General features: G+C 73.1%; 14 protein-coding genes. 4 read left to right on the forward strand and 10 right to left on the reverse strand.

All coding sequences use genetic code 11. The features are described 5' to 3' along the window. From pgk to ACFWU6_RS32325, 9 genes are all read right to left on the reverse strand, one after another. Positions 1 to 439, reverse strand: a 439-nt coding sequence (gene pgk / locus ACFWU6_RS32285) for a phosphoglycerate kinase (RefSeq protein ID WP_383984862.1), incomplete at its 3' end; no start/stop codon positions are given. 144 nt (positions 440 to 583) lie between these two features. Continuing rightward, complete coding sequence (gene gap, locus ACFWU6_RS32290) at positions 584 to 1,588, reverse strand: type I glyceraldehyde-3-phosphate dehydrogenase (protein ID WP_383812359.1); 1,005 nt, start codon at positions 1,586 to 1,588, stop codon at positions 584 to 586. 210 nt (positions 1,589 to 1,798) lie between these two features. Next, positions 1,799 to 4,756 (reverse strand): M14 family zinc carboxypeptidase, encoded by a 2,958-nt coding sequence (locus tag ACFWU6_RS32295; protein WP_383984865.1) that lies wholly within the window; start codon positions 4,754 to 4,756, stop codon positions 1,799 to 1,801. 142 nt (positions 4,757 to 4,898) lie between these two features. Beyond that, positions 4,899 to 5,894, reverse strand: a complete 996-nt coding sequence (whiA, locus tag ACFWU6_RS32300) for a DNA-binding protein WhiA (protein ID WP_383984868.1) — start codon at positions 5,892 to 5,894, stop codon at positions 4,899 to 4,901. After that, positions 5,885 to 6,940 carry a uridine diphosphate-N-acetylglucosamine-binding protein YvcK gene (yvcK, locus tag ACFWU6_RS32305; protein WP_383812353.1) on the reverse strand — a complete coding sequence of 352 codons (1,056 nt, stop codon included), beginning with the start codon at positions 6,938 to 6,940 and terminating at the stop codon, positions 5,885 to 5,887. Before yvcK ends, whiA begins: the two co-directional genes overlap by 10 nt. Next, positions 6,937 to 7,884, reverse strand: a complete 948-nt coding sequence (gene rapZ, locus ACFWU6_RS32310; protein ID WP_383812352.1) for an RNase adapter RapZ — start codon at positions 7,882 to 7,884, stop codon at positions 6,937 to 6,939. Before rapZ ends, yvcK begins: the two co-directional genes overlap by 4 nt. Beyond that, positions 7,881 to 9,902 (reverse strand): excinuclease ABC subunit UvrC, encoded by a 2,022-nt coding sequence (gene uvrC / locus ACFWU6_RS32315; protein ID WP_383812350.1) that lies wholly within the window; start codon positions 9,900 to 9,902, stop codon positions 7,881 to 7,883. Before uvrC ends, rapZ begins: the two co-directional genes overlap by 4 nt. 123 nt (positions 9,903 to 10,025) lie before the next feature. Beyond that, positions 10,026 to 10,862, reverse strand: a complete 837-nt coding sequence (locus ACFWU6_RS32320; RefSeq protein ID WP_383984886.1) for a hypothetical protein — start codon at positions 10,860 to 10,862, stop codon at positions 10,026 to 10,028. 5 nt (positions 10,863 to 10,867) lie between these two features. Then, a complete protein-coding gene (locus ACFWU6_RS32325; RefSeq protein WP_383984871.1) occupies positions 10,868 to 11,485 on the reverse strand; it encodes a papain-like cysteine protease family protein in 618 nt (205 codons plus the stop codon). A gap of 228 nt (positions 11,486 to 11,713) precedes the next feature. Here ACFWU6_RS32325 and ACFWU6_RS32330 point away from each other — a divergent pair, with 228 nt between their 5' ends. From ACFWU6_RS32330 to ACFWU6_RS32340, 3 genes are read left to right on the forward strand one after another with little or no spacing between them, the layout of a single operon-like run. Then, positions 11,714 to 12,646, forward strand: coding sequence for a hypothetical protein (locus ACFWU6_RS32330; RefSeq protein WP_383984874.1), 933 nt, complete (start codon positions 11,714 to 11,716; stop codon positions 12,644 to 12,646). A 43-nt stretch (positions 12,647 to 12,689) separates the two neighbouring features. After that, positions 12,690 to 13,277, forward strand: a complete 588-nt coding sequence (locus ACFWU6_RS32335; protein ID WP_383984877.1) for a TetR/AcrR family transcriptional regulator — start codon at positions 12,690 to 12,692, stop codon at positions 13,275 to 13,277. Then, positions 13,274 to 13,654, forward strand: a complete 381-nt coding sequence (locus tag ACFWU6_RS32340) for a hypothetical protein (protein WP_383800611.1) — start codon at positions 13,274 to 13,276, stop codon at positions 13,652 to 13,654. Before ACFWU6_RS32335 ends, ACFWU6_RS32340 begins: the two co-directional genes overlap by 4 nt. A 138-nt stretch (positions 13,655 to 13,792) precedes the next feature. Here ACFWU6_RS32340 and ACFWU6_RS32345 read toward each other — a convergent pair whose 3' ends face one another. Further along, the gene (locus tag ACFWU6_RS32345) at positions 13,793 to 14,224 is read right to left on the reverse strand and encodes a Rieske (2Fe-2S) protein (RefSeq protein ID WP_383984880.1); all 432 of its coding nucleotides are present in this window, start codon (positions 14,222 to 14,224) and stop codon (positions 13,793 to 13,795) included. A gap of 158 nt (positions 14,225 to 14,382) precedes the next feature. Here ACFWU6_RS32345 and ACFWU6_RS32350 point away from each other — a divergent pair, with 158 nt between their 5' ends. After that, positions 14,383 to 15,258: a carbohydrate kinase gene (locus tag ACFWU6_RS32350; protein WP_383984883.1), complete on the forward strand. Its 876-nt coding sequence runs from the start codon at positions 14,383 to 14,385 to the stop codon at positions 15,256 to 15,258. Positions 15,259 to 15,478 lie beyond the last annotated feature (220 nt).

The raw sequence follows: 15,478 nt of genomic DNA on the forward strand, positions 1-15,478 counted from the left end.
CGTAGACGTCGGCGAGCTCCGCGAGCCGGTCCGCGAAGGCGCCGCGCTCGGCGTCGTCCTTCGAGGTCTCGCCGGCGTTGAAGCGCAGGTTCTCGATGACGGCCACCTGGCCGTCGGTGAGGGCCGCCACGGTCTCCTTGGCGGAGTCGCCGACGGTGTCGGTGGCGAACGCGACGTCCTTGCCGAGCAGTTCGCCGAGGCGCTTGGCGGCCGGGGCGAGCGTGAAGGCCGGGTCCGGGGCGCCCTTGGGGCGGCCCAGGTGCGAGGCCACGATGACGCGGGCGCCGGATTCGGCGAGCTTCGCGATCGTGGGCCGGACGGCGCGGATGCGGCCGTCGTCGGTGATGGAACCCTCGGCGAGCGGGACGTTGAGGTCCGCGCGGACGAAGACCCGCTTGCCCTTGACGCCTTCGGCGAGCAGTTCGTCGATCGTCTTCATGTGTTTCTACTACTCCTTTTGAGCCCTTCGCCCGAAGGGCGAGGAAGGGAGAACGAGCAAGCAACAGGGCCCGTGCGGCGCTTCGTCGCGCTGCCCGGACCCTGTGCTCACCTCGTGGTGCCTTGCCTTGGAACCGGGGCGACCTTAGAGCTGGCCACCGACGAAGACCGTAAGGTCCACGAGGCGGTTGGAGTAGCCCCACTCGTTGTCGTACCAGCCGATGACCTTCACGCTCTTGCCCTGGACCATGGTCAGGGAGGAGTCGAAGGTGCAGGACGCCGGCCAGTTCACGATGTCGGAGGAGACGATCGCGTCCTCGGTGTAGTCGAGGATGCCCTTGAGCTGGCCCTCGGCCGCCTTCTGGAAGGCCGCGTTGACCTCGTCGCGGGTGACCTCGCGCTCCAGCTCGATGACCAGGTCGGTCACGGAGCCGGTCGGGACCGGGACGCGCATCGCGATGCCGTCGAGCTTGCCGGCGAGCTCGGGGATGACCAGCGCGGTCGCCTTGGCGGCACCGGTGGTCGTGGGGATGATGTTCTCGGCTGCGGCGCGGGCGCGGCGCAGGTCCGAGTGCGGGAAGTCCAGGATGCGCTGGTCGTTCGTGTACGCGTGGACCGTCGTCATCATGCCCTTGACGATGCCGAAGTTCTCCAGGAGGACCTTGGCCATCGGCGCCACGCAGTTGGTGGTGCAGGAGGCGTTGGAGATGACGTGGTGGCTGGCCGCGTCGTACTTGTCCTGGTTGACGCCCATCACGATCGTGATGTCCTCGTCCTTGGCCGGAGCCGAGATGAGGACCTTCTTCGCGCCGGCCGCGATGTGCTTGGCGGCGTCGGCCTTCTTGGTGAAGATGCCGGTCGACTCGATGACGATGTCGGCGCCGAGCTCCCCCCAGGGGAGGTTCGCCGGGTCGCGCTCGGCGAAGGTCTTGAAGGTGTTGCCCGCGACCGTGATGGTGTCCGCGGTGTGGGAGACCTCGGCCTTGAGGCGGCCCAGGATGGTGTCGTACTTGAGCAGGTGCACCAGGGTGGCGTTGTCAGTCAGGTCGTTGACACCGACGATCTCGATGTCCGCTCCCTGCTCCAGGAGCGCACGGAAGTAGTTGCGGCCAATTCGGCCAAAACCGTTGATGCCTACGCGGATCGTCACGAACCGATCTCCTCGTTGGTGCGCCGGTAAGTGCGCCGGCGAGCTGTATGGGATGTCCCCGACCGCTTACGACCCTACCTCTCCGTGAGCTTCTGAGTGACATCGGACCGGGGCTGACACGCCCCGGGGCCCCGTGCCGGCCGCTCCGGCACGGGCCCCCGGGGCCTTGGGCCCTCGTCGCTCAGAGTGAGGGCGGTACGGGGTGGCTGGTCAGCGGTTCAGCGTCCGGAGCGCCTTACCGACGAGTACGGCTCGCTCCGCCGGGGCCGGCACGTGCTCCAGGCCGAAGCCGAGGAGGACGGTGTCACGCGTAGTCACCGCCGCGTAGGACGTGAACAGCTCACCGGACCGGGACCAATCGCCCGGAACTTCGGGGCTTCCGGCAGGCGCGCCCTGGGCGGTCCAGACGCCGAGGGAGGTCTCGAACCCCTCGGCGGGCTGGTCCGCGCCGCCGACGGAGAGGCGCGCCTCGTCCGCGAAGACGCCGCGGCCGCCCGAGCCCGGATCGGTGATCGAGGAGAGCGAGACCTCCACCGACGTGCCGGCGTAGGCGCTCAGGTCGAAGGAGACCTGCTTCCAGCCGCCGGACGAGCCGGTGAAGCTGTTCCAGGCTCCGCTGGTGCCGCGCGCGGTGCAGCCGCCGGCCTCCAGCGTGAGGTAGCGGCGCAGGAACGGGTGGCCGTTGACGAAGAAGCCGGCCCCGCACTCCTGCGGTACGTCCGTGCTGGTCAGGCCACTCGCCTCGGGGAGCGTGGTCCAGTCGTCCCCGCCCGCCGTGCGGGCCTCCAGCGCGGCGTGGTCGTACCCCTCCTCGGTGTTCCAGTTGAGCGCGAGCTTCAGCTGCGGCTTGTCCGCGGCCTTGACCCCGGTCAGGTCGATCGTGCGGACGAGCCGCTTCCAGTCGTCGTCCGCGTGGAGGGCCGAGGCCATGGTGGCGCCGGCGTAGGGGGCGTACGGGTTGGTGACTCCGGCGAACCGGCCTGCCTGTGCACTCCTGAACTGCGGGAACTGCGCGGGGGCCAGAGTTTCGGAGGTCACCGTGTAGGCGCCGGGGGCGTTCAGCGGGTTGCCCGCCGCGTCGCCGAGGCCGCCCTTGGCTCCGGCGAGGGCGCCCGCGCCGGTGAAGCCGGTGGCGCCGGGGGCGCTCGTACGGCCGTAGGCGCCGAGCCAGTACTGGCTGAAGTCGTTGGTGACGGCGCGGCCGACCTGGGCGTTGCCGCCCGCCAGCTCGCCGGCCTCGATCAGCTTGCCGCCCTCGTTGAGGAAGTCGCGCACCGCGAGCTGGGTGTCGCCCCCGGGGGTCTTGGCCCCCGTGTAGTGGACGGCCGTACGGAAGTGGGAGAGCACCCCGAGGTGGTGCGGTGTCCCCTGGGCGGCGACGTCCCAGACGGCCGCGGACCGGCCGTTGGCGCGCAGCGCGTCCACGTACGCCCGGGCGTGCTGGGCCTTGCCGCCCTCCTCCGCGATCACCAGCACGTCCGCGCGCGGCCGCTCGGCCACCGTGTACGTGAAGTGCTCGCTGGAGACCTGCCCGCCGGAGCGGTCGCGGCCGGTGAACCAGACCTCGACCCTGTCTCCGGGCCTGGCGCCTTCGACCTCGGCCCGGTACTCGTCGAACCAGTTGTTGTCCTCGCCGCCGTAGACCTCGCCGCCCTTCCAGGCCTTGAGGTCCTCGTCGTGCGTGCGTCCGCCGTTGATCCGGAAGTTCAGCTCCTTGTCGCGCAGCGACGTGCGGGCCGTGACGGAGACCTCCTGGTCCTCGCCGCGGGCCGCGTAGGAAGTGGTGAAGGGGTCCACGGTGAAGTCGGCGGCGGTCAGGCCCAGGGAGGACGCCGGCCGGTCCGGGTGTGCGGCGCTCTCGCCGACCGAGAGGGCGAAGGCGACGTTCTTGGCGAACTCCGCCTGGATCAGCTTCTCGTCGTCCGGGAAGTTGAAGCCGGAGGCGCAGTCCTCGGGCTTCCACCGGTCGTCGGGGTCGATCGCGGAGGCCGTCTGGCAGGTGGTCATCTCCGGTGTGAACATCATGATGCCGTTGACGTTGGAGCCGTGGCCGTCGGCTTCGCCGTTGGTGGTGTAGAGCTCCGAGGAGACCTGCGGGTAGTAGCCCGGGACCGCCGGGTTCTCCGGGGTGCCCGCGAGCGCCTCGTAGGCGACGTCGTCGGGGGTGGGGGTGGCCACCTGCCAGCCCACGCCGTAGAGCAGCAGTTCGGCGGCCGAGTGGTAGTTGACGGCGTACTCGAATCCGATCCGCTTCTCGAACCGGTCGAGGGCGGTGGTCTCCGGCTCGGAGGAGGCCTTGGGGCCGCGGTAGGTCTCGCTCGCCTGGTTCGGCGAGGAGCCCTCGTTGTCATAGCCCCACTTGTAGGCGAAGTTCCGGTTGAGGTCGACCCCGTCGCCCGTCGTGATCTTGCCGTCGGCGTTGTTGTCGCGCAGGTTCTTGCGCCACAGCCGCTCGCCGTCCGGGGCGTGCGTGTAGTCGTAGCCGTCGGGGTTGGCGGAGAGCAGGAACCACAGCTCGCTGGAGTCCACCAGCCTGGTGATCCGCGGGTCCTTGCCGTAGTTGTCCAGGGTGTGGTGCATCAGCCGCCGGGTCATCTCCGGGGTGATCCACTCGCGGGCGTGCTGGTTGGACATGTACAGCACGGACGGCTTGTCGCCGTCCTTGGCCTTCTTGGCGTTCTTGCTGACCTTGAGGGCGAGGATGTCCTTGCCCTGGACGGTCTTGCCGATGGAGACGACCTTGGTGAGCTCCGGGTTCTCGCCGGCGGTCCGCAGGATCTCCTCCTGGAGGCCGCCCTTGCCGCTGTACGGACGGAAGACCCCGTCGCCGTCGGCCTTGCGGGCCAGGCCCGCGGCGGGCACCTTGCGCTCGGTGAGCCCGATGCCCTGGGCGGCGAGCTCGCCGGCCTGTCCCGGGGTGAGGAAGAGCTCGACCTCGGCGGTGCCGTTCTCCGGCGCGCGTTCGGTGAGCTCGTGGGCGTCCTGGCCGGCGGCGAGGACGAGCGGGACCTGTTCCCGGGTGATCCGCGCGTCGTAGACGCGGACCTCGTCGGCGCCGGAAGCGGTGGCGGAGCCGGGCTGGGCCTGGGCCGCCGCGGGTAGCGCGGCCAGTGTGGTTGCGAAGACGAGTGCGCTTGCGGCGAGGATCGATCTCGCGCGGTGCCTCATGTGCCCCCCTGGGCGTCGTCTGCCACGAAAGCGTTCGGACGACAGGCTCACGATGAGCCCATGCTCATGTCAATGGGGCCTGCCGAAAGGGGCCGGCACGACCACTCGTGCGGGCCCCTTTCGGCGTACGTGCGCGAACCGGTCAGCCGGCCATGTTGTCGGCCATCTCCTCGCTGAGTTCCAGGTTCGACTCGGTGCCCGGAATGCCGAGGTCCTGGGCCCGCTTGTCGGCCATCGCCAGCAGTCGGCGGATCCGGCCGGCGACCGCGTCCTTGGTCAGCGGCGGGTCGGCGAGCGCGCCCAGCTCCTCCAGGGACGCCTGCTTGTGCTCCATGCGCAGCCGTCCGGCCGCGGCGAGGTGCTCGGGGACCTCCTCGGCGAGGATCTCCAGCGCACGCTGCACCCGGGCTCCGGCGGCCACCGCGGCCCGCGCCGAGCGGCGCAGGTTCGCATCGTCGAAGTTGGCGAGGCGGTTGGCGGTGGCGCGCACCTCGCGCCGCATGCGCCGCTCCTCCCAGGCCATGACCGACTCGTGCGCGCCCAGCCGGGTCAGCAGCGCACCGATCGCGTCGCCGTCGCGGACCACGACCCGGTCCACTCCGCGCACCTCGCGCGCCTTGGCGGCGATGGACAGCCTGCGGGCGGCGCCCACCAGGGCCAGGGCGGCCTCCGGGCCGGGGCAGGTGACCTCCAGGGAGGAGGACCGGCCCGGCTCGGTGAGCGAGCCGTGGGCCAGGAAGGCGCCGCGCCAGGCCGCCTCCGCGTCGCAGGTGGCCCCGGAGACCACCTGGGGCGGGAGGCCCCGGATCGGACGTCCGCGGCCGTCCACGAGGCCCGTCTGGCGCGCCAGCTGGTCACCGCCGGCCACGACGCGGACCACGTAGCGGCTGCCGCGGCGCAGTCCGCCGGGGGCCATCACCACCAGGTCCGAGGAATGGCCGAAGATCTCCAGGATGTCCTTGCGCAGGCGCCGGGCGGCGATCCCCGTGTCCAGCTCCGCCTCGATGACGATGCGGCCGCTCACCAGGTGCAACCCGCCCGCGAACCGCAGGATCGCCGAGACCTCGGCCTTTCTGCAGCAGGTCCGGGTGACGGGCAGGCGAGAGATCTCGTCCTTCACCGCAGGCGTCATCGCCATGGGCCGATCCTTCCATGCATCCGAAAAATACGGTCGTACGCGGCGGCCAGCAGCTCCGGGTCGTGCTTCGGGGAGCCGTCCTGCCTGGCCACGGGCGCCAGCTCGACCGCGGCGCCGAAGCGCTTTGCGGCATCGGAGAGCGACTCGCGGTCGGGCACGGCGGCCTCGTCGGCCAACACCACGTCCAGGGCGAGTTTAGGGGCGTGTCGGGCCAAAACCTCCAAATGACGCTGCGGAGAGAAGCCCTCTGTTTCACCGGGCTGCGGCGCGAGGTTCAGCGACAGGACCCGCCGGGCCTTCGTCTCGACCAGCGCGTCGAGCAGCTCCGGCACCAGCAGGTGCGGGATCACGGAGGAGAACCAGGACCCGGGGCCGAGCACCACCCAGTCGGCGTCCAGCACCGCGGCGACGGCCTCCGGCACGGCCGGCGGGTCGCTCGGCACGACCTGTACGGAGAGCACCTCGCCCGGGGTCAGGGCCACGGTGGCCTGCCCGCGGACGGTGTCCACGTCCTGGGGCCGGGCCGGGTCGTGTCCCTTGACCAGGGCTTGGAGCTCCAGCGGCACCGCCGACATCGGCAGCACCCGGCCCTGTGCCCCGAGCAGCCTGCCCACCAGGTCGAGGGCCTGGACGGGATCGCCGAGCTGCTCCCACAGGGCGACGATCAGCAGGTTGCCGACGGCGTGCCCGTGCAGGTCCCCCTCGGACTGGAAGCGGTGCTGGATGACCCGGGCCCAGGTCTGGCCCCAGTCGTCGTCGCCGCACAGCGCGGCCAGCGCCTTGCGGAGGTCGCCGGGCGGCAGCACGCCGAGCTCCTCCCGGAGCCGGCCGCTGGAGCCGCCGTCGTCGGCGACGGTGACCACGGCGGTGAGGTCACCGGTGATCCGGCGCAGCGCGGCGAGCGAGGCCGACAGGCCCTGTCCGCCGCCGAGTGCGACGACCTTCGGCGCGGCGCCGCGCCGGCGGCCGGAGCGGCCCGCGCCGTCCTCGCCCCGTCCCGGGGTGAGGCGGCGCAGGCGGCTCAGCCGCGGGGTGCGTGAGGTCACTCGCGCCCCATGTCCCGGTGGACTACGACGGTCTCGACTCCCTCGGAGGCAAGGCGGGCGGCGAGCTTCTCGGACATGGCCACGCTGCGGTGCTTGCCGCCCGTGCACCCGACCGCGATGGTCACGTACCGCTTGCCCTCGCGGCGGTAGCCGGTGGCGATGAGCTGGAGCAGCTCGGTGTAGCGGTCGAGGAACTCCTTGGCGCCGGGCTGGCTGAACACGTAGCCCGACACCTCCTCGTTGAGCCCGGTGAAGGGGCGCAGCTCCGGCACCCAGTGCGGGTTGGGGATGAAGCGGCAGTCGACGACGAGGTCGGCGTCGACCGGGAGGCCGTACTTGTAGCCGAAGGACATGACGGTGGCCCGCAGCTCGGGCTCCTCGTCGCCGGCGAACTGGGCGTCCATCTTGGCCCGCAGCTCGTGCACGTTCAGGCTGGAGGTGTCGATCACCAGGTCGGCGTCGCCGCGCAGCTCCCGCAGCAGGTCCCGCTCCGCGGCGATGCCGTCGGTGATGCGCCCGTCGCCCTGGAGGGGGTGCGGGCGGCGGACCGACTCGAAGCGGCGGACCAGCGCGTCGTCGGAGGACTCCAGGAAGACGATGCGCCGGGTGACGCCCTTGCTGTCGAGGACGGCGAGGGATTCGCGCAGCGCGTCGAAGAACTGCCGGCCGCGGACGTCGACGACGACGGCGATGCGCGCCACGTTGCCCTGCGAGCGGGCGCCGAGCTCCACCATCGTGGGGATCAGCGCGGGCGGGAGGTTGTCGACGACGAACCAGCCGAGGTCCTCCAGACACTTGGCCGCCGTACTGCGGCCGGCCCCGGACATGCCGGAGATGATCACCAGCTCGGGGATGGCCGCCTCTGCGGTATCACCGGGCTCCACTGTCGTGCCCGTACTCACCTGTGCTCCGTCTCGGTCGTGCGCGGTCTCGTGCTCGGTCATTGCTCGGTCCCCCGTTCGGACGATGCTCCCGCGGATGCGGGGGTCTCATCCTCAATGATCTCTCCTGTGGCGGTGTTCACCGCAGGACCGGCGGGAACCGCCCCGGCGAGGGCCGCGGCCACGGTCTCGGCCGTCTTGCGGCCTATGCCTGGGACCTCGCAGATCTGGTCGATTGTCGCCTGTCTCAGCTTCTTCACCGAACCGAAGTGCTTGACGAGGGCCTGCCTGCGGCTCTCGCCGAGGCCCGGCACCTCGTCCAGCGGTCCGGCCTTCAGACGCCTGCCGCGCTTGTTGCGCTGGTACTGGATCGCGAACCGGTGGGCTTCGTCGCGGACCCGCTGGAGCAGGTAGAGGCCCTCGCTGGTACGGGGGAGCACGACCGGGTCGTCCTCGCCGGGCAGCCACACCTCCTCAAGCCGCTTGGCCAGGCCGCAGACGGCCACGTCGTCGATCCCGAGCTCCTCCAGGGCCCGCTTGGCCGCCGCGACCTGCGGCCGGCCGCCGTCGACCACGACGAGCTGGGGCGGATAGGCGAAGCGCCTGGGCCGCCCGTCGTCCTCGGGCGCGTCGGCGTCCCCCGCGTCCAGGGCGTCCTGCGCATCCCACTCCCCCGTCTTCACCTTCTCCAGGAGGTAGCGGCGGAAGCGGCGCGAGACGACCTCGTGCATGGAGCGGACGTCGTCCTGCCCCTCGAAGGACTTGATCTGGAAGCGCCGGTACTCGCTCTTGCGGGCCAGCCCGTCCTCGAAGACGACCATCGACGCGACCACGTCGTCTCCCTGGAGGTGGGAGATGTCGAAGCACTCGATGCGCAGGGGCGCGCCGTCCAGCTCCAGCGCCTCGGCGATCTCCTCCAGGGCCCGGGAGCGGGTGGTGAGGTCGCTGGCACGCCTGGTCTTGTGCAGGACGAGGGACTGCTGGGCGTTGCGGTGGACGGTCTCCATGAGGGCCTTCTTGTCCCCCCGCTGCGGGATCCGCAGGCTGACCTGGGACCCGCGGCGCCCGGCGAGCCACTCGGCCAGCGCGGGAGTGTCCTCGGGGAGCGCGGGGACGAGCACCTCCTTGGGCACGGACTCGCCCTGCTCCTCCCCGTACAGCTGCTGGAGGGCGTGCTCGACGAGCCCGGCGGTGTCGACGGCCTCGACCTTGTCGGTGACCCAGCCGCGCTGGCCCCGGACCCGGCCGCCGCGCACGTGGAAGATCTGCACGGCGGCCTCGAGCTCGTCCTCGGCGACCGCGACCAGGTCGGCGTCGGTGGCGTCGGCAAGCACGACCGCGTTCTTCTCCATGGCCCGGCGCAGCGCCCCGATGTCGTCGCGCAGCCGGGCGGCCCTCTCGTACTCCATGTCCTCGGCGGCGTCCTGCATCTGCGCTTCGAGGCGGGAGAGGTAGGTGCCGGTCCGGCCGGCCATGAAGTCGCAGAAGTCCTCGGCCAGTTCGCGGTGCTCCTCGGGGGTGACCCGGCCGACGCAGGGCGCGGAGCACTTGCCGATGTAGCCGAGCAGGCAGGGGCGGCCGATCTGCGCGGACCGCTTGAACACGCCTGCGGAGCAGGTCCGCACCGGGAACACCCGGAGCATCAGGTCGACGGTCTCGCGGATGGCCCAGGCGTGCCCGTAGGGGCCGAAGTAGCGCACGCCCTTCTTCTTGGGGCCGCGCATGACCTGGACGCGGGGGTACTGCTCGTTCATGGTGACGGCGAGGGAGGGGTAGCTCTTGTCGTCGCGGTACTTGACGTTGAAGCGGGGGTCGAACTCCTTGATCCAGGAGTATTCGAGCTGGAGCGCCTCGACCTCGGTGGAGACGACGGTCCACTCGACGGAGGCGGCCGTGGTCACCATGGTGGCGGTGCGGGGGTGCAGGCCGGCGAGGTCCTGGAAGTAGCTGGCCAGGCGCTGGCGCAGGCTCTTGGCCTTCCCGACGTAGATCACCCGGCGGTGCTCGTCGCGGAACTTGTAGACCCCGGGGGAGTCCGGGATCTGTCCAGGCTTGGGACGGTAGCTGGAAGGGTCGGCCATGCCGACCACCCTACTTCCGCCCACTGACAGCGCACCGCACCCCCGGACCGTCCCGCGGGCCCGGCTCCGGGGGAGCCGGGCCCGCGGACCGGGGGTCACACCCCGGCGGCCGTACCGCTGCGCCTACCCCCCGGCGGCCCCCCGGCGGCGGCGCCGCGAGCGGGCCAGGAGCAGCGCCCCGGCCCCGCCCAGCGCGAGCACCCCGGCCCCGCCCAGGGCCGGCGCCCCCGCTCCGGCGGCGAGTTCCGGCGCGCCCCCCGCGGGGCCGGCGGGGGCGGGCGGGGCCGCCTCCTCGAAGCCGCCCGCCATGCCCCCCTCGGCGTACGCCGAGCCCGGCAGCTTGTCCCCGTACGCGGCGACGACCCGCGCCCGGTACCCGTCGAGGCTGGTCCCCCCGGCGCCCACGGCCCGTACGGCGTCCTCGTCCAGCGGCAGCACCCTGCTGCCCGCGGCCACGTACCAGGCGTCGATCTGCGGCTCCCGGAAGACGGTGCCGCCCGGGAGTTTCGCGGCGCCCAGTCGCGCGTAGCGGAACTCGTCGTCGCCGGTGGCTATGTTCACCACCTGCCAGCCGGTCTCCGTCCGGACGGTCCACAGGGCGGCCTGCCGGCCGTCGGCGTAGACGGCCCTGCTGGCCAGGAATTCCAGGCGCGCCACGGGCGCCCCCGCCTTCCCCGCGACGAAGTCCGGGGAGAGGTGGCTGACGGGGATCGCCGTGCCTTCGATGCGGGGCTGCGCGGCGGCCTGCGCGGCCTTGCCCTCCCGGGCGAAGAAGCGGGAGAGGGTGGTCAGCGTCTCGGGGGCGGCGGCCGCCCGCCCGGCGGCCTCCAGGGCTTCGGCGGTGGCGGTCGGGGGCTGCGGCACGGGGGCCGCGGCGGCCTGTCCGCCGAACCCGAGGAGAGCGGCGGCCGTGAGGACCGCGGCGGTGGAGGTGAAGGTGGCGGGGGTGCGCAGGGTCATGGCGGTCACGCCCCGATCCGGTAGAGGGAGTGGGTCCAGGAGAAGGTGCCGTTGTTCACGTACCAGGCGTGGGAGGCCCAGTTGTAGCGGTCGCTGGAGGGCCACGGGTCGCCCCAGTAGACCCAGTTCGCGGCGGTGTCGTAGCCGTAGAGGACGTGCATGTGGCCACCGCCGTTGGACCACTGGATCCGGGTCTCGATCGGGCGGTCGGCATTGATCTCGGTCTGGACGGTGGAGTACTGGAGCCAGCCGCTCACGTAGGAGCCGGGGTTGATGCCGGTCCAGCGCAAGCCGGTCTGGACGTTGCCGAGGGTGGCCTGGTTGTTGGGGCAGTCGTAGCCCTGCTGGCGGTTGAAGGCGGCGTTGCAGAACTGGTTCTGGCTGTGGGCGCGGCCGAACCAGGTGGCGATGGTGTTGCCGCCGGCGGCCCAGCACCAGTTGGTCTTCTGCTGGGCCTGCATGGTGATGTTCAGGCGCTTGGTGGCGAGGGCGGCGGAGTCGGCGCCGGCGTCGGCAGCGGTGGCGGTGCCGGCGTCGGCAGCGGTGGCGGTGCCGGCGGACAGGACGAGGAGCAGGGCGGTGAGGAGGGCGGCCGGGTAGAGCCGCCGCTTTCGGTTGCGCATCGCGTTCCTCCCGAGGCGGGGATGTGGGGGTGGAGGAGCGCGTCCGGACGCTGTGGAGGAGCATCGGGGAGTTGTCGCGATCAGGTCAACACGCTTCAATACGCGGTGACCTTGCCGTGTGAACGGTGGGGCTGCGGTGTGAACGGTTGCTGTCGTTTCACCTGGTCCCCCGGGGTCACCGGCGCGGCCCCCGCACCGTTGGGCGTGAACGTTCACAGAGGAGTCGCCATGCGGCCGGCCCGGGACACGGCGGATATCGGACAGTTACTGCGCGGCGGGCCCTTCCACCTCGCCCTGCGGGCCGCCCTCGCCGCCCGGGGCCTCCCCCTGCACCGGGTGCAGCACCGGCTGGCGGCGCGCGGCATCAAGGTGGGCGTCACGAGTCTCAGCTACTGGCAGCAGGGCGCCCGGCGACCGCGCCATCCGGAGTCCCTGCGGGCCGTCACCGCCCTGGAGGAGATCCTGGAGCTCCCGGACGGCGCCCTGCTGCGGCTGCTCGGCGCCCCGGAGCGCGGCTCCGGGCCGGGCCGCCCGGCCTCCCGCTCGTACCGGGCGCTGATCGATGTGGGCGCGTCGGTGGAGCAGCTGCTGGGGGCGATGGAGCTGCCGCCCGACGGCGGGCTGCACTCGCTCGGCCACCACGAGCGGGTCCGTATCGGGCCCGCCGGGGAGTTGCGGTCCCGGGAGTCCCAGCAGATCGTCCGGGCCCACCGCGACGGCGTCGACCGCTACCTCGCCGTCCACCACGGCGACCCGGGCTGCGACGCCTCCCGCGTGGAGGTGGCCGCGTACGAGAACTGCCGCACCGGGCGGGTGCGCTGCCACCCGGCGACCGGGGTGGTGGTCGCCGAGCTGCTCTTCGACACGCGGCTGCGGCGCGGTGAGACGTACGTCTTCGGCTACGGCGTCGAGGACGGCACGGGCGCCCGCAGCGGCGAGTACGTGCGCGGCTTCACCTACGCGGGCGGCCAGTACATGCTCCAGGTCCGCTTCGACGAGGCGGCCCTGCCGGTGCGCTGCCGCAGCTTCGCCCGCACCGGCCCGGGCGCCCCGCCCACCGGCCTCGCGGACCTGACCCCGAGCGGCCGGCACCGGGCGGTGCACCTGCTGGAACCGTCGGTGCGGCGCGGCCTCCTCGGGATCGCCTGGGACTGGGACTGAGCGAAAGTTGTTCCCATACGGGTCGACCCGTATGGTAATTGCCATGAGCTCCGTTCCGTCCTCCAGGGGACGTCCCAGGAATCCCCGTTCGCACGAGGCGATCGTCGGCGCGGCCACGGCACTGGTGACCGAGGTCGGCTACGCGGCGACGTCGATCGGGGCGGTGGCCGCCCGGGCCGGCGTCGGCAAGGACACGGTCTACCGCCGGTGGCGGGGCAAGCCGGAGCTGGTCTTCGAAGCCGTGTTCACGACCACCGACCACGCCCCGGTCCCGGACACCGGAACGCTGGCCGGGGACCTGACCGCACTGCTGCAGGGCCTGGTCGACGAGTTCCACGCACCTGCCGCCGCAGCGGCGCTCCCGGGGCTGCTCGCCGACTTCGCCGCCGATCCGGTACTGAAGGCGCGCATCCGCGGCGCGTTCCTGGCCCCCGCGAATGAGCGGCTGCTGATCGTCTTCGAGCGAGCCGCGGCGCGCGGGGAGATCGCGGCCGACACCCCCGTGGACCTGGTCCTGGACACGATGGCGGGAGCCGTGTTCTTCCACATCGGGCTGGTCGGCGAGCACCCCGACCGCCGGCTGGCCGGGCGGCTGGCCGCCGTCATCGCCCAAGGAATCGAGATCCGGTGAACGGCTGGTTCCTCGCAGCGGGCATCACCGCGTTCGGGGTGGCCGCAGCGCACATCGCCGGCGGGCACCGGGACGTGGTCCGGCCGCTGCTGTCCTGCGGACTCGGCGACGAACCCAAGCGGGTCCTGCATGCCGTGTGGCACATGGTGAGCGCCGACCTGGTGCTCTCCGCCGCCGCCCTGGTCTACCTCGCGCTGGCGGAGGACACGTCGGCGACCGGGCCGACGGCGTGGTTCGTGGCCGCGCACTTCGTCGCCTACACGGTCGCCTTCCTGGTCGTCACGCTGTCGGTCGGCTGGCCGAGGCCACTGCTCCGGCTGCCGCAGTGGCTCCTGCTCCTGCCGGTCGCGGTCCTGACCGTGGCGGGCACCGCGTAGCGGCGGCCGCCCGGGGCGGCTCCGGCCCCGCGGTGCCCCGCGGTGCCCCTCGGCGCCCCGCGGGGCCGACCCGGGCCGCCGGCAGCCGCGCCGGGTCCGGGGGCCGGGGGGCCGGGGGCCGGGGGGCCGGGGGGCCGGTCAGCCCGCGATCAGGCGACCGTTCTCCGCCCGGACCGGGACGGCGGGCAGCGGGTCGGTGGCGGGCCCGCGCAGGACCGCGCCGGTCGCCACGTCGAAGCGGCTGCCGTGGCAGGGGCAGTTGCCCTCCCCCTCGACGATCTTGTCCATGACGCAGCCGGCGTGGGTGCACTGGGCACTGAACGCCGTGTACCGCCCCTCCGACGGGCAGCTGACGATCAGCTTCTTCTCCCGGTACAGCTTGGCGCCGCCGACCGGCACGTCGGCCGCTGCCCCCAGCTCCACCGGGGCGGTGGGGGTCGCCGGGGTACCGCCGCCGCTGTTGGTCGCGGTGGAGCAGGCGGCGAGCGTCAGCCCGGCGCCGGCGGCCCCGGCGAGCGCGGCGGCGCCCTTGAGGACGGTGCGGCGGGCGGCGGGCTGCGGCGCGGACATGCGGGTTCTCCTGGCGGTGCGGGATCGGGGCAGGGTCGGGGCGGGGTCGGGCGCTGGTAGGGGGCGGAACCGGGGCGGGGCGCGGCGGCGGTCAAAGGACCGGCCGGGCCACCGGCCCACCCGACGATACCGCCGCCCGATGCGGTAGCTTCCCCCGCGTGATCGTCGTCGGCGGAGAAGCCCTCATCGACCTGGTACCCGTGGCTCAGCCGCCGGGCGCGCTGCTGCCGAGGCCGGGCGGCGGCCCGTACAACACCGCACTCGCGCTGGGCCGACTCGGTGCCGACACCGCCTTCTGCTCCCGGGTCTCAGCCGACGGCTTCGGCGAGGGCCTGCTGGCCGGGCTGGCGGCGGCCGGGGTGGACCTCTCGCTGGTCCAGCGCGGGCCGGAGCCGACCACCCTCGCCGTACCCTCGCTGGCCCCGGACGGCTCCGCCTCGTACGGCTTCTACGTCGAGGGCACGGCGGACCGGCTGTTCACCCTGCCGCCCGCCCTCCCGGACGGCGTACGGGCCCTCGCGCTCGGCACCTGCTCGCTGGTGCTGGAGCCCGGTGCGAGCGCGTACGAGGCCCTGCTGCGCCGGGAGTCGCGGCGCGGGCTGCTGACCCTGCTGGACCCCAACATCCGCCCGGCCCTGGTCGCCGATCCGGCGGCCTACCGCTCCCGCTTCCTGGAGCGGCTGCTGCCGTGCACCTCCGTGCTCAAGCTGTCGGAGGAGGACGCCGCCTGGCTCGGCGGCCGCGTCGGCGACTGGCTGGCGGCCGGCCCCTCCGCGGTCGTGCTGACCCGGGGCGGGGCGGGCCTGACGGTGTGGACGCGGGAGGGGGCCGAGCACGCGGTGCCGGGCCGCCGGGTCACGGTGGCCGACACGATCGGGGCGGGCGACACCGTCAACGCGGCCCTGCTCCACCGGCTCGCGGCTGCTCCGGCCGCCCCGGTGGACTGGCCGGACGTCCTGGCGTACGCGGCCCACGCTGCGGCCCTCACCTGCACCCGGGCGGGCGCGGAACCCCCGTACGCCTCCGAGCTCTGACCCCGTCCGGCGGCGCGCGGCGCACCCTCCCGCCACCCGAGGACGTTCGCGGCGCCCAGACCCGCGGGCCGGCCCCCGGAGCCGCGGCGCCGCAGACGGACGGCCGGGGCCCCGCAGACGCACGAGGGGGCCCGGTGAGCCGGACCGCCGGAGGCGCCGCAGACGCACGAGGGCCCGGCGGCCGGACGGCCGGGCCGGGGCCCCGCAGACGCACCAGGGG

The sequence above is a fragment of the Streptomyces sp. NPDC058674 genome (assembly GCF_042716505.1).
Taxonomy (GTDB): domain Bacteria; phylum Actinomycetota; class Actinomycetes; order Streptomycetales; family Streptomycetaceae; genus Streptomyces.

Excerpts from the sequence above, each read along its gene's own strand:
- rapZ (WP_383812352.1), bottom strand. The coding sequence starts at position 7,884 with ATGACCGAGCACGAGACCGCGCACGACCGAGACGGAGCACAGGTGAGT.
- ACFWU6_RS32335 (WP_383984877.1), top strand. The coding sequence starts at position 12,690 with ATGAGCTCCGTTCCGTCCTCCAGGGGACGTCCCAGGAATCCCCGTTCG.
- whiA (WP_383984868.1), bottom strand. The coding sequence starts at position 5,894 with ATGGCGATGACGCCTGCGGTGAAGGACGAGATCTCTCGCCTGCCCGTC.
- ACFWU6_RS32330 (WP_383984874.1), top strand. The coding sequence starts at position 11,714 with ATGCGGCCGGCCCGGGACACGGCGGATATCGGACAGTTACTGCGCGGC.
- ACFWU6_RS32345 (WP_383984880.1), bottom strand. The coding sequence starts at position 14,224 with ATGTCCGCGCCGCAGCCCGCCGCCCGCCGCACCGTCCTCAAGGGCGCC.
- ACFWU6_RS32320 (WP_383984886.1), bottom strand. The coding sequence starts at position 10,862 with ATGACCCTGCGCACCCCCGCCACCTTCACCTCCACCGCCGCGGTCCTC.
- ACFWU6_RS32295 (WP_383984865.1), bottom strand. The coding sequence starts at position 4,756 with ATGAGGCACCGCGCGAGATCGATCCTCGCCGCAAGCGCACTCGTCTTC.
- ACFWU6_RS32325 (WP_383984871.1), bottom strand. The coding sequence starts at position 11,485 with ATGCGCAACCGAAAGCGGCGGCTCTACCCGGCCGCCCTCCTCACCGCC.
- uvrC (WP_383812350.1), bottom strand. The coding sequence starts at position 9,902 with ATGGCCGACCCTTCCAGCTACCGTCCCAAGCCTGGACAGATCCCGGAC.